Genomic DNA, 22,076 nt, shown 5'->3' with positions numbered 1-22,076 from the left:
ATGCGAACCCCTGATTTGCCTGAGAACTCGCGAGAGCCGGTGACCCGGCTCTCCGTTTTATCTACTCAGTTACCGATTAGCCGCGGAACAGCGACAGGATCGACTGGTTCGACGAGTTGGCAATCGACAGAGCCTGAACGCCGAGCTGCTGCTGAACCTGGAGAGCCGACAGACGTGCCGATTCCTTGTTCATGTCAGCGTCAACGAGCGTGCCAACGCCCTTTTCGATGGAGTCCTGAAGACCGGACAGGAAGCTCTTCTGGCTGTCGATCTGCGACTTCGCTGCACCGAGCGTTGCTGCACCGGTTGCAAGGCTCGCGAGAGCCGTTTCAACCGTGCCCAGAGCCGTCGTGATAGCAGCGTCGTCCGTAGTGGACGTGAAGAAGCCCGCGGCAACGATCGAGGCAACCATGGTCTTCGCATCGGTGTCGCCAGAAGCGACGGTGATCTTGTCAACCGTAACGGTGGCGCCGGAACGGTTGTACGAAGCAACAACTTCGAGATCGTCCGTCGGTCCGTTCAGCAGGTTGGAACCAGCGTAGTTGGCGTTGCTCAGAGCCGAGTTGATGTTGGCAACGATCGACTTGATTTCGGTTTCGATCTTGCCCTTGTCTTCTTCGCTTGCACCAAGAGCCGAAACCAGCTTAGTCTTGATATCGTCAACGGATTCACGGATCTTGTTGATCGCGGAATAAGCGGTGTCAACCTTGCCAGCGCCGAGGCCGAGAGCGTCCTGAACGGCCGAGTTGGCCTTGTTGTCGGACTTCATCGACGTAGCGATGGACCAGTACGAAGCGTTGTCGGAAGCTTCACCGATACGCAGGCCAGTCGAAATGCGGTTCTGCGTTGCTTCCAGCGACTTGTTGGTCGAAGAAAGGGTCTGAAGAGCAGTCAGAGCTGCCGAGTTGGTCAGAATGCTAGCCATTATTTTGCCCCTTGGGAAAAATCATACAGAGGGACAGGCCGGACTTACCGGCATAGTGGAGCGGCATCATGCCTGTCTCCGCTCTCGCAGAGACCCACCATGTGCCGACGTTTAAAACCCAAATATTAAAGTAATGCTAATTTATTTTGCCGAATTTTACCGATCTCTCAGATTTTGACGCCGAATTTTGCCGGACGCTTTGGCAACTGTTCCAAATCGGGTCAGGAGAACGAGCGAATCAGGCTTCCGACCAGAATATTCCAGCCGTCGATCAGCACGAAGAACAGAATCTTGAACGGCAGCGAAATCACTGTCGGCGGCAGCATCATCATGCCCATGGACATGGTGAGCGTGGCCACGACCAGATCGATCACCAGAAACGGCAGCACGATCAGGAAGCCGATTTCAAAGCCGCGACGAAGCTCCGAAATCATGAAGGCCGGGACCAGCACGCGGAAATCCACAACACCGTCCTCGCCGGTGCGGAAAGACGGATCGGCAAGGTCTTCGAACAGGCGCAGATCCTTGTCACGCACCTGACCCATCATGAATTCGCGAAAGGGCTGCGAAATCTCGGTCAAGGCTGCCTGTTGCGTTATCTCGTTACGCATCAGCGGCTGCAAGCCATTGTTCCAGGCGCGGTCGAAGGCGGGCGCCATGACATAGAAGGTCATGAACAGAGCGAGCGAGATCATCACCATGCTGGCAGGCGCGGTCTGGAGACCAAGACCCGAGCGAAGCAGGGAAAAGGCTATGGCGAAGCGCGTAAAGCTCGTCACCATGATCAAAAGGCCGGGCGCGATGGACAGTACGGTCAAAAGACCGAAGAGCTGGACAATCTGGCCGCTGGCCGCACCGCTGCCTGCGGGTAGCAGATTATCCAGCGTCAAGGCCTGTTGGGCCTGTGCCGAAACGGTGAGTGCGAGCGTCAGGAGAACGCTTGTACCAAGGAGTTTTTTCATTCTACGACCAGTGCCGAAATAAAGACCCGGTCCACCGCGCCTTCCGAGCGCAGGCGGGCGCGTTCTTCGAGATCGGCGCGCAGATAGGCAAGCCCTGCCGCGCCTTGCAATTGCATGAGATTGACACTGCGCAGGAAGCTCAGAAAATCATCGCCGACACTGGCCGCCATGGCCGCCGGTATTTCATGACCGGGCTTGGCGACCAGCGAAGCTTCCAGCCGTACCCAAGTGTTCTGCGGAATGCCGAGATTGGTGATGATCGGCTTTAGCGGCACAACCGCGCCGATGGAGCGCGATTCGAAATCGCCCGGCTTCGGCTTGTCTTCCTTGGCCGTGGTCTTGGCAAGCGCCTGCTGGTCGGCGGAAATCATACCGCCCAGATACCAGCCGCCACCGGCGGCGATAGCGGTAAGAGCAACGACCGCCGCCAAAAGCCCCATCATGGAGCCTTTGGCCTTGCCGTCTTTCTTGTCCAGTGCCGTGTCGCTCATCGATGCTCAGCTTTAAAAAGGAGAAACCTGATCGAGAATTTGCTGGCCGTATGGCGGCTGCTGCACCTCGCTCAACCGTCCACGACCACCATAGGAAATGCGGGCTTCGGCGATCTTGTCGTAGGAAATGGTGTTGGAACCGGAAATATCCCGCGGACGCACGACACCGGCGACATTCAGCACACGCAACTCATTGTTCACGCGCACCTCCTGCGAGCCGCGAATGATCATGTTGCCGTTCGGGAGCGTGTTGGTGACGATGGCCGCAACCTGTAGGCTGATATCCTCGCTGCGCTTGATTGTGCCCTTGCCCTTGGACGAGCTGTCCGAATGGGTGTTGATGGAACCGTCCATGTCGCCGCCAGCACCGGCGCCCGTGCTGCTGCTGGTCGCGAACGAGCCGCCCGCGCCATAAATGCCTTTCGACACCCGCTCGCGATCGGTCTTGTTGTCGAGATTGGCGCGGTCATTGATGGAAATGATGACGGTGAGCACATCACCCGGCTCGGCCGCGCGCGGGTCCTTGAAGAAATTGGTCGAGCGCTGGTTCCAGAGCGAATAATCCGGCTTGGCCGGACGCGACGGATAACCATTATATTGCGGATTGTTGTTCATGCCGAGATTGGCGGCAACCGGCGACAGGTCCGGCGCACGACCGATTTCTTCCGGCTTCATGGCGCAACCGGCCAGAAGCGCCAGAGCGGTGGCGGCGAAAATGGTCTTGTTCATGCGTCCTGTCATTGCACCGTATTCCCGGTTTGCGCCTGAGCGCGCTGGTCCTTCACCGCCGGTGGCGTTGCGCCCGTGCGCTGCGATCCGACGATGATGCGTGCGAGCTTTGCTGCCTTTTCCGGCGGCATTTCATTCAGAATGATGCTCGAAACACGCGGGTTGAGCTTGAGGATCAGGGCTGCCGCCGCCTCATCGCCGATCATGGCCATCTGGGCTGCCGCTGCATCCGGCTTCATCTTGGAAATGATGTCGACCAGCGAATCCTGCGCCTTGCTGACGAACTCGTCGCGGCGCTTCAGCCACATCTCGTATTCCTTGCGCTTTTCTTCCAGCGCCTGCATCCGCTCGTCCACCTCGGCCTTGAGGTCGGTGAGCTGCTTGGCCTGCAACGAATAGCGGGCGTCTGCGGCCTGATTGTCGATATTGCCGCAGAACTTGCGGATTTCATCCAGATTGCCGAGGTTCGCAGGTGGCGCGGAAACAGGAACCGCCGCCGTTGGGGCCACAGTTGGCGCTTGCGGTGCAGGCGATGCCACCTCCTGCGCCAATCCCGGCAAGGCGCTGGCAAAAAGCAGCGCCAAAGCCGAACCGGTGCGGATTGCCAGTTTCACGATCATGTCTGCTGTCATCCCCGGCCTCATCATTGCACTACCAGTTCTGCGTGAAGCGCGCCGGAAGATTTGATCGCCTGCAGGATGGCGATGATGCCGGTCGGCTTCACACCCATCTGGTTGAGGCCCTTGACCAGATTTTCCAGGTTGGCGCCGGTCAGAATCCCGATCTTGGCATTGGGCTGGTTGACGGCGATATCGGTGTTCGGCTCCATCGCCGTCACGCCGTCACTGAACGGTTCAGGCTGCACGACCATCGGCGTTTCCGTCACGCGCACCGTCAGGCTGCCATGGCTGATTGCCACTTTGGAAATGCGTACTTTCGAACCGATGACCACCGTGCCGGTACGCTCATCCACCACCACGCGCGCCACCTCATCCGTGATGATCGGAAGGCCCTCCAGCTCCGCGAGAAAGCGGGCGGCGGGCACATTTTTCGGACGGGACAGGCGGATGGTCTTGGCATCGCGGGCAATCGCCACACCGCGCCCATAGCGGCGCTTGGCGAAGATATTGATCGTATCGGCGGTACGCACGGCAGTCGTGAAATCGGGATCGCGCAGCTCCACGATCATCTCGCTGTCCTTGCCGAAGTTTCCGGCAACCTCGCGCTCGACCAGCGCACCGTTTGGAATGCGGCCCGATGTCGGCACACCCTGCGTCACGGTGGCTGCATCGCCTTCGGCGGTAAAGCCGGACACAATCATATTGCCCTGCGCAACTGCATAAATCTGGTTGTCGGCGCCCATCAGCTGCGTCATGACCAGCGTGCCACCCTGCAAGGAGGTGGCGTCGCCGATGGACGAAACCGTCACATCGATGCGTGAGCCGGAACCGGCAAAGGCGGGCAGATTGGCGGTCACGATGACCGCTGCCGTGTTCTTCGAACGCGTGGAATTGCGCGGCGCATTGATGCCGAGATTATCGAGCATGGCGCGCATGGACTGTTCGGTGAAAGGCGAGTTGCGCAGGCTGTCACCCGTGCCCTTAAGGCCGATCACCAGACCGTAACCAACGAGCTGGTTTTCACGCACGCCCTGAATGGTCGCGATATCCTTGAGGCGTGCCACAGCGCTGCCACGACCAAGCTCAGCATAGGCCATCTTGGACGGATCGCCGCCTGCACCCAGCCAGTCGGCGTCCGCTTCGACGGCGGTGCCGAAATCCTTCACATTCTTGGCCGACTCATCCGCCAGAACCGCAACAGGTTGAAGCGCGAGAGCCAGAACGGTGATCAGCGTTGCCCAGGTTTTTCTCACCGCATCCCCACTTGAACACGGCCATCGGCCAGTATCGTGCCGGGCACGATGACGCCGCTGTCGCTGTTGCGTACCTTGATGAAATCGCCTGCCGCCCCGGACTCGAGCGGTATGCCGACGGCTGTGATCGTCATGACACCGGTGGAGAACACCATCGTCACCGGCTCGCCACGCTTGACCAGCGACGGCTCCGAGAGGGCGGCGACGAGGATCGGCTTACCCGCGATCAGCGTCTTGCGCGCGACCTTGCCGTCAGCCTGATCCACCGACAGCACATATTGCTGCGCGGCGGGCGCACTGATGTAGAACTTCTTCTCGACCAGCGCGATATTGCTGACGACCTGTCCGGGATAAACGGTCGCCGAAGGCACAACGAAAGCGATGCGGTCGGTGGCCGAAGCCCCCGAGACCGCAGCAGTGGCAAAACCGGCCACTGCGGCAGCAGCCAGTGCGGCGCGTCTGAACCGTGAACGGGCTTTGATGTCGTTTCCTTGGGCGCGTTTCATGGCGATCACCGTCAGCGCATGTTCTTCGATACGGTCGCCGCCATTTCGTCGGCGGCCTGAATGACCTTGGAATTCATTTCATAGGCGCGCTGCGCCGTAATCAGATCGGTGATTTCTTTCACCGGATCGACATTTGATGCTTCGAGATAGCCCTGCTTGACCGAACCGAAACCTGGATCGCCCGGATCGCCGACCAGCGGCCCGCCGGAGGCTTCCGTTTCGCGATAGAGATTGTCGCCCAGCGGTTCGAGACCGGCTTCATTGGTGAAATTCGCAAGCTGAAGCTGGCCGAGCGGGGTGATCTGGATGCCGTTCTGTTCCTGAATCTTTGCAAAGACCTGCCCGGTATCGCTGACGGTTACTTCAAGCGCATTTTCAGGAACCACGATGCCCGGCTGGACAATATTTCCGTCGAGCGTCACCAGCTGGCCATCGGCATTCTTGTTGAATGCGCCAGCGCGGGTATAGAGCGTTTCGCCGGTCGGGCTCTGGATCTGGAACCAGCCCTGCCCGGTCAGCGCCAGATCGAATGGATTTCCGGTCTGGTTGAAGCTGCCCTGAATATGCAGGTTGCGCACCGCCGCCGTCTGGACGCCAAGGCCGACCAGCGCGCCTTCGGGCACAATGCTCTCATTGGCCTGATTGGGAACGCCTGCCGTGCGCTCGGACTGATAGAGTAGGTCCGAAAACTCGGCACGCGCGCGCTTGAAGCCCGTTGTATTGATATTGGCAATATTGTTGGCGATCACTTCCAGATTGAGCTGCTGGGCGTTCATGCCGGTTGCGGCAATCGTCAGGGCTTTCATGGCGCTTCCTTGATCTGCTGGGCGTATGCGGGATGAGAGCGGCTCAGTTAAAACGGTATTGTCGAAGCCGCTCTAACCATTTGTTTTTGCGCATTATCCTACGCAAAACCACTTCGCACTTTTGCTGGAAATGCTTTAAATCGACATGCGGCTGATCTCGAGATACGCTTGCACGATCTTGTCGCGGATCGCGATTGCGGTCTGGAGCGACTGTTCAGCTTCCATGACGGAGCTGACCACCTCATTCACCGGCGCATCGCCCTTGATGCCCTGAATGGAGGTGGCTTCCGCCGCCTGCAATTTCTGGCCGACCGAATCCGTCATCTGCGACAGGACTTCACCAAAGGATGCGCCCGGCGTTGCGGGAACAGCCTGTGGAGCCGCCGTGGAAGCGGCAGAACCGACGCCATTCCCGGCGACGGTTTCGGAAAGGCGCGACAGCGCATTGCGCGCCGAAATGCTCATGATCGAGTCGTACATTATGTGCTCCTCAGGAGATCGATGGTCATCGAGATCAGCTCACGCGCCTGCCTGACGACCTGCAAATTGGCTTCATAAGAACGGTTGGCTTCACGCATGTCCGCCATTTCGACGACCATGTTGACGTTCGGGTAACGGACATAGCCGCGCGCGTCGGCGGCGGGGTGGCTCGGATCATATTGCTCGACGAAGGGCGAGGTATCCTTGCCCACTTCGGCCACGCGCACTTCTGCGGCACCCGTGCCATGCTCCAGCTCGGTGCGGAAGGAAACGGTCTTGCGGCGATAGGGATCGTCGGTCGCCGTCTGGCCCGTCGACTGGGCATTGGCGATGTTTTCCGAAACGATACGCAGACGTGTCGATTGGGCCGAAAGGCCGGAGGCTGCGATCTTCAGGGAATTCTGCAAGGCGTCGGAAGACATGGATTATCCCTTCGCGACCGACAGCATCATGCGGTGGAACGCTTTGACGATGCTGGTGTTGAGCGAATATTCGCGGGAAATCTCGCCTGCCTTCATCATTTCCTGTTCGACATCGACGGTATTGCCGGAATGGGTTTGCTCGGTGATGTCGTCGGGACGCAGGCGTGCGCCTGCGATGCCGTTTGCCTCGAATTCCAGATGCTGCGGACTCGTCGCAGCCATGGTGAGCTGCGTCTTGTCCAGCACATCGGTGAAGGGTTGAACGTCGCGCGCCTTGAAATCCGGCGTGTTCGCATTGGCGACATTGCCAGCGACGGTGGCCTGTCGGACCGACAGCCACTGCACTTGCCTTGCGGCCAGATCGAAAAGATGAATGGAGCTCATGGAGTTTCCCGCCTTTACCGTTGGTTAACTTACGGGGCGGAACTTGCGTCAAGCTTGCGAAGGTTAAGGGAGTAGGGGAATAGGGCAGTAAGGGAATATGTTTTTGGGGAATGGTATATCGTAGTTTCCAAGAGAGCGCTGATCGCGCAAGGCCAACATACTCCCCTATTCCCTTACTGCCCTACTCCCCTATCTCCGCATTTCAATCACGTCGCCTGACGACGTGGTCAATTGCCAGGTTCCCGACCCCCGACCGATGGAAACAAGGCGACTGCCATCGGGCAACAGAGATCCTTTTTCCACGAACCAGTAGCCGGACGTATCCTCGATCATTGCCATCCCGCCGACGACCTCGCGCAGCGCGAAGACCGGCTTCGGGAAAGCCTGTCCATCGCCGCCGCCTGCGCCGCCAGTGCCAGCGCCAGTTCCCGGCAGGCCCTTGCCGTTGGACATGACCGAACCGGTCATGGTGTTATCGATATCCGCACTGGGGGAAACGCGATCCGACGGGCGGAAGGACGGAAAGCGGCGCACCGTTTTCTGCTCCGAACGGTCCAGCGGATCGATGATCTTGCGTTCCGCCTTTTCGGCAGGCGCAAGCTCCATGCGCTGGAGATAGGTGATGAAGGGCAGCATCGCGCAGCCAGCCGCCAGCGTGACCGCCGCAATCTTCAGATAGCGGTCAACCTTGCTGTGGGGTTTCTTGCCACCTTCCTGTGCGGCGGCGGCGCTCACTTCCGCTTCCAGATCGGCCAATAGCTTTTCTTCGGCGTTTTTGCGTCGGTTCTTGTTGCCCGTCATCATGGATTGGATGCCTGTTTTTCCCCGCGCAAGGCGGCGGCGAGTTTCTGATAGGGATCGTCTGAACGCGGTGTCTCTGGGGACTGCTGCAAGGCATCATAGATGCGCGGAACGAGATCCACCGCCTGATCCAGAATCCCGTCATGCCCCTTTTGATACGCGCCGATGGCGCGCAGATCGCGCGTTTCCTCGAAGCGGGCCACCATGCTGCGAAGCTGGCTGACAAGCTTGCGCTGTTCCGCCGTCCAGTTGTGCTTGGCGAGGCGTGAAACCGAACCCGGAACATCGACCGCCGGAAAGCGCCCCAGCGCCGCAATCGTCCGGTCGAGCACGATGTGCCCGTCCAGCGTGCCGCGAATGGTGTCGGAAACCGGGTCATTGTGGTCATCGCCATCGACGAGCACCGAGTAGATGCCGGTAATACTGCCGCCTGAATCGGCGCTGCCCGGCCCCGCCCGCTCCAGAAGGCGTGGCAACTGGCTGAACACGCTCGGCGGATAACCGCGCGAAACCGGCGGCTCTTCCGCCGCAATCGCCACCTCGCGCGCCGCATGGGCAAAGCGCGTGACGGAATCGACAATCAGCAGCACATTCTGGCCGAGATCGCGGAAATATTCCGCAATGGCCGTCGCGGTATTGGGCGCAAGACGGCGCATCATCGGGCTTTCATCGCCGGTTGCAACGACAGTGATGGTCTTGTCGAGATGGCCAACCATGGTTTCTTCCAGCATCTCGCGCACTTCACGTCCGCGCTCGCCGGTCAGCGCCAGCACCACCGTGTCGAAATCGGCGGCGCGCGTCATCATGGCGAGCAGCGTGGATTTGCCGACGCCGGAACCGGCAAAAATGCCGATGCGCTGGCCAAAGCAGAGCGGCGTGAAAATGTCGATCACGTCAACGCCGGTGCGAAGCCCGCGATCCACGCGCCCCCGGCGCAGCGCGGCTGGTGCCAGATTTTCGGATGCCATCGGGCGTGGACCGGGCAAAAGCGCACCCCTGCCGTCAATCGGCTGCCCCAGCGCATTGATCACCCGCCCGCGCCATTCGAGCGCCGGACGGATGCTGAGCGGTCCTTCTTCGAAGACCGCTGCACCCAATGAGGGAATGATCCGGTCGTCGAAAGGTTTGACGAGAACCTGCCTGTCGGCAACGCGAATGATTTCCGCCAGACTGGTGCCGCCCACAGCCCTTATCGCCACCGCATCGCCAAGCCGCGCATCGCGTGACAGCCCGCGCACGGCAATCGCCGAGCGCGACACGTCGCTGACCGTGCCGCCGATACCGGACACGGGCTTCGGCTCTACGGCCTGTTGACGGGCAAAGGCGGCAAGCCGCGCGAGCGGTAGGTCTGGCGTCATCCGTTTTTGGAGCCCAGCGTCTTGATCGCTTCAGACACGGTCGCTTCCTGCTGGGTCAAAAGATTATTGACCTGCTCAAAGGCCCGGCTGACGCTGATGAGACGCGTCATCTCGGTCATGGCGTCGACATTCGAGCCTTCGATCATGCCCTGCACAACGCCGATGCTGTTATCGTCGAAGATCGGCGCCGCAGCCTTGTTTGGGATCACACCGGAATTGCCTGCATATTTCAGCTCGGCATCGGCGGGAATGGAGTAAAGCCCGAGAGCGCCGATCTGCGCGCCATTCTGATAGACCGCGCCATCGGCGGAAATCTTCGGCGCGCCACCATCCGGATTGAGCATGATCGGCGCGCCGCCGACATCGAGCACCGAATAGCCCATCATTGAAACCAGCTCGCCGGTCGCCAGCATCTTCATACGCCCGTCGCGGGTGAAAATTTGACCCTGCGGTGTGTTGAGCGACAGCCACGCATCGCCCTTGACCGCAATATCAAGCGGGTTGTCCGTCTTGACCAGCGGGCCGGGTTCGGTGCGGATATAGCTCTTGCCGGCGCTGGCAAAGCTCACATCGTCGCTTGCCTTTTTAGAGACAATCGAATCGAACTTGGTGCCCTCGCCCCGGAAACCGACCGTCGAGACATTGACGACATTCTGGGCAATCGAATCCATTCGCCGTTCAAGCGTAATGAGCGAGGAAAGCCCGACATAGATCGAATTATTCTGCATGGATCAGCGTCCGCCCGGCTTGAAGCTTTGCAAGGTGGTAAGAATATCGGTCGAGATGCCAACCGAAGACGCGCTGCCGAGCAGCAGCGAGGCGATGGATGCCGGGCTGCTTGAGGTCGGGTTGTTCATTTCATACATGGCCGTGAAACGCGAAATGAGTTTCGAGACATAATCGGGATCGGACATTTTGGAAAAGTCGATCTTGGCCTCAAGCATCTTGGCCTGCTTGTCCACATCGGCATTGGACATGGCCGCAGGCCAGCTGAATATCGTCTGCACCGTGGTCAGCAAGGCCTTGTCGCCGAGGATTTCATAGGCATTGGTGATCTTCGAAGCCTTGCGCTCGAAATAGAGCGCCAGACGCACGCCTTCGTTCTGGCCACCGGCTTCGGTTTCCAGCGTCTGGCGCAAATATTTGTCCACCACACCCTGCTGCGCCTCGGTGCTTTGGGTAGCCTCGGCGCCCTTGCCCGCAAAGTCGAAGACGGTCGCGAATTCCTTGTAGCGCTTGTCGGTCAGCTTGTTGGCCATGGCGTCGTCGCTCGTGACGCCTTCCGTCAGAATCTTGCGCACGAAAGCCTTTGCATAGGCCATGTCTTCCAGACCGAACGCCTTCATCGCATAATTGTAAAGGCGGCTGTCGGACATGAAATCGTCAATCGATTTCACATTGCCGATGTTTTCCTGGAAATAGGCCGTTTCGCGCGACACCAAAGGTTCTTTCGAAACGCGCTGCAAAGACCGCGTCATATCCGACGCGATCAGGCGATAGCTCGTCATCGTATCGACCATAGGCATGACCCCCTGCTGATAGTTGCGCCCTTTATGCGCGATCAAGCTTGTCCGAAGCTGATGGCGCCCAATAGTCCTCGGGCGACCTCGGCAAGCTTCGCGCAAGCCGCGCTGCCTATGTTCGGCTCAAAGAACTATTCTGCGGGAGTCTCGGGCTTTGGGCATTATCATCGGTCTCGCCATCACACTGGGCTGTATGCTGGGCGGTTTCATCGCCATGGGCGGACATGTGAGCGTGCTCATCCAGCCTTGGGAATTCGTCATCATTCTGGGCGCAGCGCTTGGCACGTTCTTCGTCGCCAATCCGTTTTCGCTGGTGAAGGATACCGGTCGCGCCTGCATGGAGGCGTTCAGCAACGCCGTGCCCAAGCAGCGCGATTATCTCGATCTTCTGGGCCTGCTCTACAGCCTGATGCGCGAATTGCGCGCCAAGTCGCGCAATGAAGTCGAAGTCCATATCGACAATCCCAAGGAATCGCCGATCTTTCAGGCCTATCCGAGCGTTCTGAAAAACGAAGACCTCACCCATTTCATCTGCGATTACTGCCGCCTCATCATCGTCGGCAATGTGCGCTCGCACGAGATCGAAGCGCTGATGGACGAGGAAATCCACACCATCGCCCGCGACAAGCTGAAGCCCTATCAGGCCATGGTCACCATTTCGGAAGCCCTGCCTGCGCTCGGGATCGTCGCCGCTGTTCTCGGCGTGATCAAGGCCATGGGCGCGCTGGACCAGTCGCCGGAAGTGCTCGGTCATCTGATCGGTGCAGCCCTTGTCGGCACCTTCGCCGGTATCTTCTTTTCCTATGGCGTTGTCGGTCCCATCGCGACCAAGATCAAATCGACCCGCGAAAAGAAGAACCGTCTCTATGTCGTCGTGAAGCAGACGCTGCTTGCCTATATGAACGGCTCGCTGCCGCAGATCGCCGTGGAATATGGGCGCAAGACCATCTCCGCTTATGACCGCCCGACCATCGATGTGGTGGAGCAGGAAACCATGGCCAGCGCGCCCACGCAGCAGGCCGCATAAGATGACGACGCCCGAAACCACCCCTGAAACGTCGGTTGAAACGACCATGGCGGAACAACACCGCAAGAATAACGTGCTGGCCGACAATCTGCTGCGCGCAGCCGGATTGTCCGGCGACGATCTGAAGTCGCTTGCCCATGTGTTCAAGGATGCCTCCACGCATTTCTGCGAGCGGCTGAAACATGGTTGCGCGGCGGCTTTCGAAGTGGAAGCCGGTGCGGTGGAAAGCACCGATGACGCGGGTTTCGCCGCCATTCTCGACAGCGCCGCCATCATCGCGCCGCTTAAAGTCGAACGCTGGGGCTCGACGCTTTATCTGACCGTCGATGCGCCGCTGGTCTTCTTGATCATCGAGGCCATGTATGGCGCGCAGGGTAATCTGGGCCAAGTCGATGTCGAGCGCCCGTTCGGCATGGTCGAACACAAGATTTCCGCCCTTCTTTCCGGCCATCTCGCCGGTGCGCTGGATCAGGTTTTCAACGCCGGTTCCCTATCGGGCTGGGTGGCAAATGCGCAGTCGATGTTCGTTGCCGGTGAATGCATCGATATCGCCGAATTCGACCGCACCGATTTCGAACGGTCGCGGCTTTTCGCTTGCCGGATCGATGTGACGGCGGCGGGCAAGACCGGACAAGTCCACCTTCTGCTGCCCCGCAGCACCCATAAGCCAATGCAGGATGCCGTCGCCGCTTTTCTGCGCCGCCCCATGAACCAGGCCGATCCGAGCTGGGCCAAGAAGCTGCGTCAGGAAGTCAGCCGCGCCCGTATCGAGCTTGAAGGCTTCATCCAGCAAGGTTCGATGACGCTGGATGCGCTGTCGAAACTCGAGATCGGACAGGTGTTGAAGCTGCCTGCCGACGCCATGGAGCAGGTGCGTCTGCGCTCGGGCAACCAGCAGCTTTTCAAATGCTCGCTCGGCAAGTCGGGCATTCATTTCACCGTCAAGGTCGGCGACCCGGTCAATCAGGAAGAGGATTTTATCGATGAGCTTGTTGCTGGCTAATATTCTTTCCACGCTGATGGCCCTTGTTTCGCTGGGCGCGCTGATCGTGGTCGGGCGCAAGGCCAACGAAACGATCAAGCTTGGCAAGGTGCTTGCGCTGCGCGTCGCGGCTGCCTCCAACGGTCTGGAACGCGCCGTGAAGGCGATCCAGAGCGAGCGCACCGATCTTGTCGATGAAAATGTAAAACTCGAAGCCCGCCTTGGCGAAACCCAGCGCGTGCGCCGCGAGATGGAAGAAGCCATCGAGGAACTGAACCGCTTGCGCAAGGCGCTGACCCGCGACATGCGCGAAGCGCGCACCGTTGCCGACAGTGCCGTTCGCACCCGCGAACCGATTGTCGAGCAGAAAGAAAAGAATGCGCTGCCGGTGTTCGTGCATCGCGCGGTCCGCAAGGCAACCGTTGATATTGCGGGGCAGGCATGAGCGCTGACAACAAGGACAAGAACATGCAGCAGGAACTGGACGAAGCCATCGAGGAACTGCGCGAGGAAAAGCCGCGCAGCGCGCAGAAAGGCGCTTCCAAGCCTAATCTCGAACTCATCATGGGCATTCCCGTCGATGTGCAGGTGGTTCTCGGCGGCACGACTATGCCGGTGGCCAATCTGATGAAGCTCGGTCGCGGCGCGGTTATCACCCTCGACAAGCAGATCGGCGATCCGGTCGATATCGTCGTCAACGGTCGCGTGATCGCTCGCGGCGAAGTCATCGTACTCGAAGATGATTCTTCGCGTTTCGGCGTCAGCCTCACCGAAATCATCGGCAAATAACGGATCGGCCCGGATATCTCCATGACCGAAAAAGAGCAGCAGGCCATCACTGAAGAAAGCGCGAGCGGCATCATCGATACGCTGAGCGGCGCACAAAAGGCGGCAGCCATTCTCGTGGCTATTGGCCGTCCGGCTGCGTCACGCCTTCTCAAGCATTTCAGCGCCGAGGACCTGCGCAAGCTTGCCGGTCATTCCCGCACGCTGGACCCGATCTCGCCGCTCGATTTCGAACAGCTGGTGAAGGAATTCGAGGATTCATTTGCCGAGGGCGCGCCCGTTTCGGAAGCCGCCCAGCGCTTCGAAGGTCTGCTGCGCGATACGCTGCCGCAGGAAGAAGTGGATGCCGTGTTCGAAGAACGCGTGCAGCCGCAGCTGGTGCAGGAATCGGTCTGGGTGCAGCTCGGTCGCCTGCCGGTTGACAGCCTGCAAGCCTATCTGGCCGACCAGCATCCGCAGATCATCGCCTATATCGTCTCCAAACTGCCGTCGGACCTTGCCGCGCGCCTGTTCGTCGCCCTGCCGCCGCAGCTGCGCAATGCCGTCGTGCAGCGCTCGCTGCATATCGGCAATGTCGCGCCCGCCGCAGCCGAACTGCTGGAAGATGTGCTGCGCCGCGATCTGCTTGGCCGCAGCGATTCCGGCCCGGTCAAAGCCCATCACGGCCAGATTGCCAATATCTTCAACCAGCTCGACAAGAACGAGATGGAAGAACTGATGGCGAGCCTTGAAGATCTCAATCGCGACGACCTCAACCGCATCAAGGCCAAGCTCTTCACCTTCGAAGATATCGAGCGCCTGTCGCAGCGCGCGCGTCTGCTGCTCTTCGATGAAGTGCAGACCGAACAGATCGCAACCGCGCTGCGTGGTGCAGACGCCAGGCTTCAGGAACTCGTTTTGTCCTCGCTCTCCACCCGTGGCCGCCGCATGGTGGAAACGGAGCTTGGCGCCGAGCAGGGCAATATCACCGCCCAGAATATCGCAGACGCACGCCGCACGATTTCGCGCATCGCCATCGACCTTTCCGAGCGGGGCATCATCACCCTCGACGCCAACGAAGCCTCTGCGTGAGTGCGCGTGTGACGCATGGCGGACGATACCGATAAGGAAAGCAAAACAGAAGAAGCGACCGAGCAGAAGATCCGCGACGCCTTGGAAAAGGGCAATATGCCTTTCTCCCGCGAAACGCCGATACTCGCTGGCGTCGCCTCGTTTCTGGTCATCGCCGTGTTTGTCGCCGCACCCGCCACGACAAAGCTCGCAGTCTTCCTGCGCGAACTGATCGACCGTCCCGAGGACTGGGTTCTCAACAGCGCCGAGGATGCTAGCCGCCTGTTCAGCGTGCTGGCGCTGGCGGTTGGCGCAGCCCTTGTGCCGGTCTTCATCATCATTCCGCTGGCAGGCATAGCCTCGTCCGCCTTCCAGAACGCGCCGCGCATTGTGGGCGAGCGCATTCGTCCACAGGCTTCGCGCATTTCGCCGCTCAAGGGGTGGCAGCGCATTTTCGGGCGCTCAGGTCAGGTGGAATTCCTGAAATCGGTGGCGAAGTTTCTCGCCGCCAGCCTCATCGTCTTCATCGTGTTCTTTCAGGGCAACAGCCTGTTCACGGATGCAATTGCGACCGAGCCGAGCGCGCTGCCGGAATTTCTGCGCGAGAACATGGTGCGCCTTCTGGTCGCCAATGTGCTGGCGATCACCGCCATCGCTGCTTTCGACCTTGCCTGGTCGCGCATCCACTGGCGTCAGGAACTGCGCATGACGCGGCAGGAAGTCAAAGACGAGCTGAAGCAATCGGAAGGCGATCCGCTGGTCAAATCGCGCCTGCGCTCGCTCGGACGTGACCGCGCGCGCCGCCGCATGATCAGCGCCGTGCCGACCGCCACCCTGATTGTCGCAAATCCGACTCATTTCTCCGTAGCACTGCGTTACAAGCCGAATGAAGACGCCGCTCCGGTCGTCGTTGCGAAGGGACAGGATCTGATCGCGCTCAAGATAAGAGAAGTCGCCGCCCAGCACTCGATACCAGTCTTCGAGGACGTGCCCCTGGCACGTGCACTTTATAAGCAGGTGAATGTCGACCAGATGATCGCACCGGAATTCTATAAAGCCGTTGCCGAACTCATCCGCATCATCAATACGCGGCATGCGGTACACTAATGGTACAACTATGACTTTGCCCTATTCCCAAATATTATTGGCCCGTTCTTATGGATCGATGGTGACACGATGAAGAGCCTGCAATTTTCGAACGAACGCGAAGCGATCATCGCCGAGAACCTGCATGAAGTGGTGGCGGAGCTGCGTCTCGTCGATCCGGCTGACTATATCGCCTTCATCCGCTGCGAGCTGTTTGCCAATATTGCCGATGTCGTGAGCTCCGCGACCGAGCTTTATTTCTTCCCCGGCACACTGGAGTTGGGCCATGGCGGCGACTATCGCTGCGACTGGCAATCGCCTCCATCGGTCGTGCTGGATATGGAATTCCGCAATCAGGGTGTTTACGCCTATTTCCGCTTGATCCTCAGCGACAAGACGGCGGGTGTGGAGTTGAACCACATCACCTTCGAAGACGCCGATCAGGACCCGGCGAAGAACACGGCGCGTTTGCGAGCCGCTTTCAGCGCCGCGAGAATGCCATTGAAAAAAAGAGCCTGAATACAAAACACCGGACGCGAGCGAACGCATCCGGTGTCATGCAAGCAGTTCAAGCGGCTAGTGTATTTTCCAGCAGGGCTGGAACGCCCTGCGTTCTAAAATGCAATCAATAAACACAATAAATAAAGTAGCCTGCGCTTCCTTTTTACCCGGAAGCGCCATGTCTGGCTCGCCAACGAGCCGCGTTTGCCTGAATTACATGAGATGCTCGGTGCCCGGCATTTCGATGATGCCGAGCGACAGAGCCGTCGCCACCGCCGAAGTGCGGTTGGAGCAATTCAGCTTGATTTTGGCGTTCTGCAGATAGGTCACCACTGTCCAGCGGGCGATGCTGAGAATATCGGCAATCTCGCCATCGGTCTTGCCATTGGCCGCCCAACGCAGGCAATCCACCTCGCGCGGAGTGAGCAGGCTTGCCACTGAGCTGGCGTCCTTATGGCCGCACAGCGCGTTGTGAATGACGCCCGAGACGCTCAACAGACGCGGACGCATCTTCGCCACGAACTGTTCGCGATCCTCGTCCTTGTCGATCTCGAACGAGAACAGCGTGCAGCCGGACGCGCCTTTCGGATTGCGCGCGGAAACGGCAATGAAAATATTGCCGAGCCCGTGCTTTTCAGCGTCCTGCAACAGTTCCGCAACCGCCGGGCAGATGGCGGCATCTTCCTGCAAATCGCGCACGATGCCGCTGCCATCGTTTGAGAAATAGGGCGCATCCTCCTGGAAGATCGGGTCGATGGCGAAGTAGTTCTTCGTCGAATAGCGCGCCGACCAGGCGGTCGGAACGGTCATCACCAACGTCAGATCGGAGGAATTCAGCTTGGCACACTCGTTCATGCGGCCACGATAGGCGTGCATGATGTGCCGGCAGCCGACTTCATCGCGGATGCGGGTCAGAAGTGTGAGCGTGTCGCTCTGAAATGCCGCTCCAAAAAACGTTTTCTTGAAATTAGGAAAATGAATCAGGTCAAGTGTCATGCGAAATATCCTTAAGAATCAAGCCGCTTAAGCTTTCGTTCTGTCGCCTTATGTCCTGCTGGCGACTATGTTTCGAATCGCGCCCGACAAACTGCTTAATTGTTTATAAGTGACAAAAAAAATACGCCTCATGGCAACTCGCAATTATTGTGCCGCAAGTTGTTACACACAAGAACAGAGTGAAAATAAGGCACAGTTTCGAAAAGCATGTTCCCTATTGGTACAAATACGTGATGTCAGCTTCTCTTGCCGTATGCTCTGAAGAAGAAATCGACCGCTGTTTCGACATTCTTGCGGATAGCTTCTTCTGTTGGCTCGTCAGCAATCACGCCGAACAGACGCGGACGATAAAGCCCGGCAAGGAAAAGATCGGAGAGCTGATAGGCAACCCGGTCAACCTCGAACGGCTCCAAAACGCCGTTCTCGATCATCTTTTCCAGATATTCGGCCATGGCGACCAGACTGCGCTTCGGACCCCGATCATAAAACCGCGCCGACAGTTCCGGCTTGCGCTCGCTCACGCCTAAAACGATGCGCTGGGCGCGAATGGCGGTCGATGAGGTTATTAACGTCACCAGCGCAATACCGAACTCCGTCAGTTCCTCACGATTGGAGAAACCATTGTCCAGCTTGCCGATCAGGGCGCTGAACATGGTATGGCGGTAATGCTCGCACAAGGCGACGAACAGGTCTTCTTTGCTGTTGAAATAGACGTAGATCGTGCCCTTCGACACGCCCGCCTCACGGGTGATGTCGTTCATGCTGGCGGCGTCGAAACCCATGCGCAGGAACACGCTTTGCGCGCCTTCCAGTATCTGGCTGCGCTTTGCCGGATCTTGGCCAGCGCCAAGCCTCGTGCGTCCGCATTCGGTTTCAGGCGCGCATGCAAATGAACCGGCTTTCAACTTTTCCGATTTTGGCAGCTTTTCCGACTTTTTGCCCGTTCCGGCGAAATTGGCCGCAGCTCCGCCCGCATCATGCCGATCAAGATCAGGCGTGGTAAGCGTGTCGGGGCTTTCTTTGGTATGCCGTTCGGGCTTCATATCACAAAACTCTTACATATTTTTCGAACCGAGCGGTTCGATATCGCTTGATATGCGCATCTTATTGGATTATGTCAACATCGAACCGAGCGGTTCAATCCACTGGATGTGCAGAAAGTTTCACCTATGACTGCCAAGAAGTCTGTAGATCAGGCCGATATTCGCCAGTTTCCCACGGCCCAACTTCCCACGGCCAAGACCTTTGCGCCGGGTGATGCACCCGAGACCAACGAGGCGCCAAAGAATGAGAGAACGCAGCCTCATGCTGTTCCCAATGCGCGCCCGCAGGAAGCGCCGCATAAGGATACCGCAAAAGGTGGCGGGAAAAAGAGTTTCGGCAAGCGCGTGGTGCTGCCGGGCGTTTTGATCGTGGCTGTGGCCGCAGGCCTCTGGTATGGCTATGATTATTGGACCGTTGGCCGCTTCATGGTTTCGACCGACGACGCCTATGTGCAGGGCGACATTGCGTCCATCGCACCGAAGGTGACGGGCTATATCGACAATATTCCGGTTGCCGCAAACCAGCGCGTCAAGGCTGGCGATGTGATCTTCCAGCTTGATCCTGGCGATTACCAGATCGCGCTTGATGAAGCAGAAGCCAAGCTTTCCACGCAAAAGGAAACGCTGGCCCGCATCGTCGCGCAGACGACGGCAGCCCAGGCAACCCAACAGCAGGCGGAAGCCCAGAAGCAGGCGGCAAGCGCCGTTCTGACCAATGCGCAGTCCACCCTGACGCGCGTGCAGAAACTGCACGAAACGCGTTTTGTCGCCCAGGCCGATCTCGACACGGCGCAGTCGTCGCTCGACCAGGCACGCGCCAATGTCGCCAATGCCGATGCGCAGATCGCTTCCGCCAAGGCGAATATCGACGTTCTCAAAGCCCAATATAAAGAAACGGACAGCGGCACGAAATCGCTAGAACTTGCTCGTGATAAAGCTGCCCGTGATTTGGCTTTCACTACATTACGCGCGCCGTTCGATGGCGTGGTTGGCAATCTGTCCGGCAAGAAAGGCGACCTCGTGTCTCCCGGCCAGAAGATCGCGGCGCTGGTCCCGGTTGGTGAGCTTTATATCGATGCCAACTACAAGGAAACGCAGCTCGCCGAGATCAAGACCGGCGAGACGGCGCACATCTATGTCGATGCCATTGATGGCACCAAGTTCGACGGCAAGGTCGTTTCGGTGGCCCCGGCCTCGGGCGCGGTGTTCTCGCTTCTGCCGCCGGAAAACGCCACAGGCAACTTTACCAAGGTGGTGCAGCGCGTGCCTGTTCGTATCGCCATCCCGCAGGATGCGCTGGACTCCGGCAAGATTCGCGCCGGCCTGAGCGTCATCGTGGACATCGATACGCGCACCACCCCTGAAGACAAGGCGAACTAACCGTTCGGCTATACGACTGTCGCAAGAATAAGCAGCGGCGCGGCTTTTAACTCTGCGCCGTCTTCTCTTTCATTCCGGAGTGCGCCGTTATGGCCGCAGACACCACGATGGGGCCTATGACCCCGGCAGACGACCGTATCGACCCCAAAAAGGCCGTCGCCTTTCTGGCCATGGTCTTCGGCATGTTCATGGCGATCCTCGACATCCAGATCGTCTCGGCATCGCTTTCCGAAATTCAGGCAGGCCTGAGCGCCAGTTCCGACGAAATCTCGTGGGTGCAGACATCCTACCTGATCGCGGAAGTCATCATGATCCCGCTGTCCGGTTTCCTCGGGCGGCTTTTGTCGACGCGCGTGCTGTTTACGCTGTCGGCAGCGGGTTTCACGCTGGCCAGCATGCTCTGCGCCACCGCGACGAATATCGATCAGATGATCGTCTATCGTGCCATCCAGGGCTTCATCGGCGGCGGCATGATCCCCAGCGTGTTCGCGGCAGCCTTCACCATCTTCCCGCCGTCCAAGCGCTCCATCGTCTCGCCGATGATCGGTCTTGTGGCGACGCTTGCGCCCACCATCGGCCCGACAGTCGGCGGTTATCTCAGCCACGCTTTTTCCTGGCACTGGCTGTTTCTGGTCAATGTCGGACCCGGCATTCTCGTCACCATCGCCGCCTGGAACCTGATCGACTTCGATGAAGGCGACAGCTCGCTTTTGAGCAAGTTCGACTGGTGGGGTCTTGTAGGCATGGCAGCCTTCCTCGGCTCGATGGAATATGTGCTGGAAGAAGGCCCGCGCAACGACTGGCTGCAGGATGAAGCCATCTTCATCCTGTCCATCGTCATGACCGTCGGCGGCATTCTCTTCTTCTATCGCGCCTTCACATCCGAAGAACCAATCGTGGATTTGCGCGCCTTCAAGAATGTCAATTTCGCGTTTGGATCGCTGTTTTCCTTCGTGATGGGCGTCGGGCTTTACGGCCTCACCTATCTCTATCCGCTCTATCTCGCCAGCGTGCGCGGCTATGATGCGTTGCAGATCGGCGAAGCGCTGTTCGTCAGCGGTCTGGCCATGTTCATGACGGCGCCGGTTGCGGGTTTCCTGTCCAATCGCATGGACCCGCGTTTGATGATGATGATCGGCTTCCTCGGCTTTGCTGCCGGAACGTGGATGGTCACCGGCCTGACCGCCGACTGGGATTTCCACGAGTTGCTGCTCCCGCAGATCCTGCGCGGCTGTTCGCTGATGCTCTGCATGGTGCCGATCAACAATCTGGCGCTGGGCACGCTGCCGCCTGCCTTGTTGAAAAACGCCTCGGGCCTTTTCAACCTGACGCGTAACCTCGGCGGTGCTGTCGGCCTTGCGGTCATCAACACCATCCTGACGCGCCGCGGCGATATGCATTACGACCGGCTTGCCGAACATGTGCGCTGGGGCAATGCGGAAGCCGAGCAGATGGTGGCCAATCTGACGGCGAAGTACAACGCCGCCGGTCTCGACGGCCCGACCATCGCCCTTTCCAAACTTTCCGGCATGGTCCGGCAGCAGGCAACGCTCCTGTCCTTCATCGACGTGTTTTTCATTCTGACGATGATGTTCTGCACGCTGGCCGTCTGCGCCATCCTGTTGCGCAAGCCAAAGCAGGTCGCCGGTGGTGGCGGCGGGCATTAACCCTCGAAAGCATCCTCCCAGGCTTTCATACGAAACCCGAAAGGTTCAAACACCTTTCGGGTTTTTTCGTTTTTCGCGGAGAAAAATACAACCGCGCCGCGAGCAGGCAAATCCTTGTCGTAGCGGGAACAGCTTCCGTTTAAAATGTGACAACCGCGAAAGCTCTGTCACATTTCTTGTCATAAAAATGTTCCTCCCCCACAGGGATGAATTGCTAAGTCACTGAAAACGTGTTTCACTTTCTGTTGTTGGCAATTTGTGACAAGCAGCAAACTGTCATCCAACCGTCATGTCGGGC

The 22,076-nt window shown here is 58.8% G+C and carries 26 protein-coding genes; 9 read left to right on the top strand and 17 right to left on the bottom strand.

What is annotated here, in order from left to right:
• Nucleotides 1-76: 76 nt before the first annotated feature.
• The 15 genes from ABWW11_RS18785 to ABWW11_RS18715 all read right to left on the bottom strand — a co-directional run bounded on the left by ABWW11_RS18785 (nucleotide 77) and on the right by ABWW11_RS18715 (nucleotide 11,257).
• Nucleotides 77-925 carry a flagellin N-terminal helical domain-containing protein gene (locus ABWW11_RS18785; RefSeq protein WP_109367887.1) on the bottom strand — a complete coding sequence of 283 codons (849 nt, stop codon included), beginning with the start codon at nucleotides 923-925 and terminating at the stop codon, nucleotides 77-79.
• A 221-nt stretch (nucleotides 926-1,146) separates the two neighbouring features.
• Nucleotides 1,147-1,887: a flagellar type III secretion system pore protein FliP gene (gene fliP, locus ABWW11_RS18780; protein WP_109367888.1), complete on the bottom strand. Its 741-nt coding sequence runs from the start codon at nucleotides 1,885-1,887 to the stop codon at nucleotides 1,147-1,149.
• On the bottom strand, nucleotides 1,884-2,378 hold the full coding sequence (locus ABWW11_RS18775) for a flagellar basal body-associated FliL family protein (protein WP_124915240.1): 495 nt from the start codon (nucleotides 2,376-2,378) through the stop codon (nucleotides 1,884-1,886). Before ABWW11_RS18775 ends, fliP begins: the two co-directional genes overlap by 4 nt.
• 12 nt (nucleotides 2,379-2,390) lie before the next feature.
• Complete coding sequence (gene flgH, locus ABWW11_RS18770) at nucleotides 2,391-3,119, bottom strand: flagellar basal body L-ring protein FlgH (RefSeq protein WP_371831102.1); 729 nt, start codon at nucleotides 3,117-3,119, stop codon at nucleotides 2,391-2,393.
• Entirely contained in the window at nucleotides 3,116-3,739 is a 624-nt protein-coding gene (locus ABWW11_RS18765; RefSeq protein WP_235858966.1) for a MotE family protein, read from the bottom strand. The genes flgH and ABWW11_RS18765 overlap by 4 nt, the downstream gene beginning before the upstream one ends.
• A gap of 11 nt (nucleotides 3,740-3,750) precedes the next feature.
• Entirely contained in the window at nucleotides 3,751-4,980 is a 1,230-nt protein-coding gene (locus ABWW11_RS18760) for a flagellar basal body P-ring protein FlgI (RefSeq protein WP_109367890.1), read from the bottom strand.
• The gene (gene flgA / locus ABWW11_RS18755) at nucleotides 4,977-5,501 is read right to left on the bottom strand and encodes a flagellar basal body P-ring formation chaperone FlgA (RefSeq protein ID WP_413464684.1); all 525 of its coding nucleotides are present in this window, start codon (nucleotides 5,499-5,501) and stop codon (nucleotides 4,977-4,979) included. Before flgA ends, ABWW11_RS18760 begins: the two co-directional genes overlap by 4 nt.
• On the bottom strand, nucleotides 5,498-6,292 hold the full coding sequence (gene flgG / locus ABWW11_RS18750; RefSeq protein WP_109367891.1) for a flagellar basal-body rod protein FlgG: 795 nt from the start codon (nucleotides 6,290-6,292) through the stop codon (nucleotides 5,498-5,500). The genes flgA and flgG overlap by 4 nt, the downstream gene beginning before the upstream one ends.
• A 135-nt stretch (nucleotides 6,293-6,427) precedes the next feature.
• Nucleotides 6,428-6,772 (bottom strand): flagellar hook-basal body complex protein FliE, encoded by a 345-nt coding sequence (gene fliE / locus ABWW11_RS18745; protein ID WP_109367892.1) that lies wholly within the window; start codon nucleotides 6,770-6,772, stop codon nucleotides 6,428-6,430.
• A complete protein-coding gene (flgC, locus tag ABWW11_RS18740) occupies nucleotides 6,772-7,194 on the bottom strand; it encodes a flagellar basal body rod protein FlgC (RefSeq protein WP_109367893.1) in 423 nt (140 codons plus the stop codon). The genes fliE and flgC overlap by 1 nt, the downstream gene beginning before the upstream one ends.
• 3 nt (nucleotides 7,195-7,197) lie before the next feature.
• Entirely contained in the window at nucleotides 7,198-7,578 is a 381-nt protein-coding gene (gene flgB, locus ABWW11_RS18735; RefSeq protein ID WP_109367894.1) for a flagellar basal body rod protein FlgB, read from the bottom strand.
• Between the two features lie 189 nt (nucleotides 7,579-7,767).
• Nucleotides 7,768-8,382 (bottom strand): hypothetical protein, encoded by a 615-nt coding sequence (locus ABWW11_RS18730; RefSeq protein WP_109367895.1) that lies wholly within the window; start codon nucleotides 8,380-8,382, stop codon nucleotides 7,768-7,770.
• Complete coding sequence (fliI, locus tag ABWW11_RS18725) at nucleotides 8,379-9,737, bottom strand: flagellar protein export ATPase FliI (RefSeq protein ID WP_109367896.1); 1,359 nt, start codon at nucleotides 9,735-9,737, stop codon at nucleotides 8,379-8,381. The genes ABWW11_RS18730 and fliI overlap by 4 nt, the downstream gene beginning before the upstream one ends.
• Complete coding sequence (gene flgF / locus ABWW11_RS18720; RefSeq protein ID WP_109367897.1) at nucleotides 9,734-10,465, bottom strand: flagellar basal-body rod protein FlgF; 732 nt, start codon at nucleotides 10,463-10,465, stop codon at nucleotides 9,734-9,736. Before flgF ends, fliI begins: the two co-directional genes overlap by 4 nt.
• 3 nt (nucleotides 10,466-10,468) lie before the next feature.
• Nucleotides 10,469-11,257: a DUF1217 domain-containing protein gene (locus ABWW11_RS18715; RefSeq protein WP_109367898.1), complete on the bottom strand. Its 789-nt coding sequence runs from the start codon at nucleotides 11,255-11,257 to the stop codon at nucleotides 10,469-10,471.
• 157 nt (nucleotides 11,258-11,414) lie between these two features.
• On the opposite strand from ABWW11_RS18715, the gene motA reads away from it, so the two are divergent.
• The 7 genes from motA (at nucleotide 11,415) to ABWW11_RS18680 (ending at nucleotide 16,710) form a co-directional block, all read left to right on the top strand.
• On the top strand, nucleotides 11,415-12,287 hold the full coding sequence (gene motA / locus ABWW11_RS18710; RefSeq protein WP_109367899.1) for a flagellar motor stator protein MotA: 873 nt from the start codon (nucleotides 11,415-11,417) through the stop codon (nucleotides 12,285-12,287).
• Nucleotides 12,288-12,333: 46 nt separating this feature from the next.
• Nucleotides 12,334-13,290 carry a FliM/FliN family flagellar motor switch protein gene (locus ABWW11_RS18705; protein WP_109368049.1) on the top strand — a complete coding sequence of 319 codons (957 nt, stop codon included), beginning with the start codon at nucleotides 12,334-12,336 and terminating at the stop codon, nucleotides 13,288-13,290.
• Nucleotides 13,271-13,714 carry a BAB2_0123 family type IV secretion system effector gene (locus ABWW11_RS18700; protein WP_109367900.1) on the top strand — a complete coding sequence of 148 codons (444 nt, stop codon included), beginning with the start codon at nucleotides 13,271-13,273 and terminating at the stop codon, nucleotides 13,712-13,714. The genes ABWW11_RS18705 and ABWW11_RS18700 overlap by 20 nt, the downstream gene beginning before the upstream one ends.
• On the top strand, nucleotides 13,711-14,058 hold the full coding sequence (fliN, locus tag ABWW11_RS18695; protein WP_109367901.1) for a flagellar motor switch protein FliN: 348 nt from the start codon (nucleotides 13,711-13,713) through the stop codon (nucleotides 14,056-14,058). Before ABWW11_RS18700 ends, fliN begins: the two co-directional genes overlap by 4 nt.
• Before the next feature lie 21 nt (nucleotides 14,059-14,079).
• Nucleotides 14,080-15,126, top strand: a complete 1,047-nt coding sequence (locus ABWW11_RS18690; protein WP_109367902.1) for a flagellar motor switch protein FliG — start codon at nucleotides 14,080-14,082, stop codon at nucleotides 15,124-15,126.
• Nucleotides 15,127-15,141: 15 nt separating this feature from the next.
• Nucleotides 15,142-16,212, top strand: a complete 1,071-nt coding sequence (flhB, locus tag ABWW11_RS18685; RefSeq protein WP_109367903.1) for a flagellar biosynthesis protein FlhB — start codon at nucleotides 15,142-15,144, stop codon at nucleotides 16,210-16,212.
• A gap of 69 nt (nucleotides 16,213-16,281) precedes the next feature.
• Entirely contained in the window at nucleotides 16,282-16,710 is a 429-nt protein-coding gene (locus ABWW11_RS18680) for a BspJ family T4SS effector nucleomodulin (protein ID WP_109367904.1), read from the top strand.
• Nucleotides 16,711-16,905: 195 nt separating this feature from the next.
• Here the strand turns inward: ABWW11_RS18680 and ABWW11_RS18675 are convergent, their stop codons facing one another.
• Nucleotides 16,906-17,688, bottom strand: a complete 783-nt coding sequence (locus ABWW11_RS18675) for a helix-turn-helix transcriptional regulator (RefSeq protein WP_109367905.1) — start codon at nucleotides 17,686-17,688, stop codon at nucleotides 16,906-16,908.
• A 236-nt stretch (nucleotides 17,689-17,924) separates the two neighbouring features.
• Nucleotides 17,925-18,731: a TetR/AcrR family transcriptional regulator gene (locus tag ABWW11_RS18670; RefSeq protein WP_109367906.1), complete on the bottom strand. Its 807-nt coding sequence runs from the start codon at nucleotides 18,729-18,731 to the stop codon at nucleotides 17,925-17,927.
• 126 nt (nucleotides 18,732-18,857) lie between these two features.
• Here ABWW11_RS18670 and ABWW11_RS18665 point away from each other — a divergent pair, with 126 nt between their 5' ends.
• Nucleotides 18,858-20,111: an HlyD family secretion protein gene (locus ABWW11_RS18665; protein WP_319080431.1), complete on the top strand. Its 1,254-nt coding sequence runs from the start codon at nucleotides 18,858-18,860 to the stop codon at nucleotides 20,109-20,111.
• An 89-nt stretch (nucleotides 20,112-20,200) separates the two neighbouring features.
• Complete coding sequence (locus tag ABWW11_RS18660) at nucleotides 20,201-21,778, top strand: DHA2 family efflux MFS transporter permease subunit (RefSeq protein ID WP_109367908.1); 1,578 nt, start codon at nucleotides 20,201-20,203, stop codon at nucleotides 21,776-21,778.
• The last annotated feature ends 298 nt before the right edge of the window (nucleotides 21,779-22,076 follow it).

The organism is Brucella sp. NBRC 113783, assembly GCF_040372265.1.
In the GTDB taxonomy this organism is placed as follows: Bacteria; Pseudomonadota; Alphaproteobacteria; order Rhizobiales; family Rhizobiaceae; genus Brucella; species Brucella teleogrylli.
Note: the sequence above shows the minus strand (reverse complement) of the source record. Positions and strands in the feature narration are given on the sequence as shown.

Bases quoted from the DNA above. Each gene is read 5' to 3' on its own strand.
- ABWW11_RS18785 (WP_109367887.1), bottom strand. From the start codon at position 925: ATGGCTAGCATTCTGACCAACTCGGCAGCTCTGACTGCTCTTCAGACC.
- fliP (WP_109367888.1), bottom strand. From the start codon at position 1,887: ATGAAAAAACTCCTTGGTACAAGCGTTCTCCTGACGCTCGCACTCACC.
- ABWW11_RS18775 (WP_124915240.1), bottom strand. From the start codon at position 2,378: ATGAGCGACACGGCACTGGACAAGAAAGACGGCAAGGCCAAAGGCTCC.
- flgH (WP_371831102.1), bottom strand. From the start codon at position 3,119: ATGACAGGACGCATGAACAAGACCATTTTCGCCGCCACCGCTCTGGCG.
- ABWW11_RS18765 (WP_235858966.1), bottom strand. From the start codon at position 3,739: ATGACAGCAGACATGATCGTGAAACTGGCAATCCGCACCGGTTCGGCT.
- flgG (WP_109367891.1), bottom strand. From the start codon at position 6,292: ATGAAAGCCCTGACGATTGCCGCAACCGGCATGAACGCCCAGCAGCTC.
- fliE (WP_109367892.1), bottom strand. From the start codon at position 6,772: ATGTACGACTCGATCATGAGCATTTCGGCGCGCAATGCGCTGTCGCGC.
- flgC (WP_109367893.1), bottom strand. From the start codon at position 7,194: ATGTCTTCCGACGCCTTGCAGAATTCCCTGAAGATCGCAGCCTCCGGC.
- flgB (WP_109367894.1), bottom strand. From the start codon at position 7,578: ATGAGCTCCATTCATCTTTTCGATCTGGCCGCAAGGCAAGTGCAGTGG.
- ABWW11_RS18730 (WP_109367895.1), bottom strand. From the start codon at position 8,382: ATGATGACGGGCAACAAGAACCGACGCAAAAACGCCGAAGAAAAGCTA.
- fliI (WP_109367896.1), bottom strand. From the start codon at position 9,737: ATGACGCCAGACCTACCGCTCGCGCGGCTTGCCGCCTTTGCCCGTCAA.
- flgF (WP_109367897.1), bottom strand. From the start codon at position 10,465: ATGCAGAATAATTCGATCTATGTCGGGCTTTCCTCGCTCATTACGCTT.
- ABWW11_RS18715 (WP_109367898.1), bottom strand. From the start codon at position 11,257: ATGGTCGATACGATGACGAGCTATCGCCTGATCGCGTCGGATATGACG.
- ABWW11_RS18705 (WP_109368049.1), top strand. From the start codon at position 12,334: ATGGCGGAACAACACCGCAAGAATAACGTGCTGGCCGACAATCTGCTG.
- ABWW11_RS18700 (WP_109367900.1), top strand. From the start codon at position 13,271: ATGAGCTTGTTGCTGGCTAATATTCTTTCCACGCTGATGGCCCTTGTT.
- fliN (WP_109367901.1), top strand. From the start codon at position 13,711: ATGAGCGCTGACAACAAGGACAAGAACATGCAGCAGGAACTGGACGAA.
- ABWW11_RS18690 (WP_109367902.1), top strand. From the start codon at position 14,080: ATGACCGAAAAAGAGCAGCAGGCCATCACTGAAGAAAGCGCGAGCGGC.
- flhB (WP_109367903.1), top strand. From the start codon at position 15,142: ATGGCGGACGATACCGATAAGGAAAGCAAAACAGAAGAAGCGACCGAG.
- ABWW11_RS18680 (WP_109367904.1), top strand. From the start codon at position 16,282: ATGAAGAGCCTGCAATTTTCGAACGAACGCGAAGCGATCATCGCCGAG.
- ABWW11_RS18675 (WP_109367905.1), bottom strand. From the start codon at position 17,688: ATGACACTTGACCTGATTCATTTTCCTAATTTCAAGAAAACGTTTTTT.
- ABWW11_RS18670 (WP_109367906.1), bottom strand. From the start codon at position 18,731: ATGAAGCCCGAACGGCATACCAAAGAAAGCCCCGACACGCTTACCACG.
- ABWW11_RS18665 (WP_319080431.1), top strand. From the start codon at position 18,858: ATGACTGCCAAGAAGTCTGTAGATCAGGCCGATATTCGCCAGTTTCCC.
- ABWW11_RS18660 (WP_109367908.1), top strand. From the start codon at position 20,201: ATGGCCGCAGACACCACGATGGGGCCTATGACCCCGGCAGACGACCGT.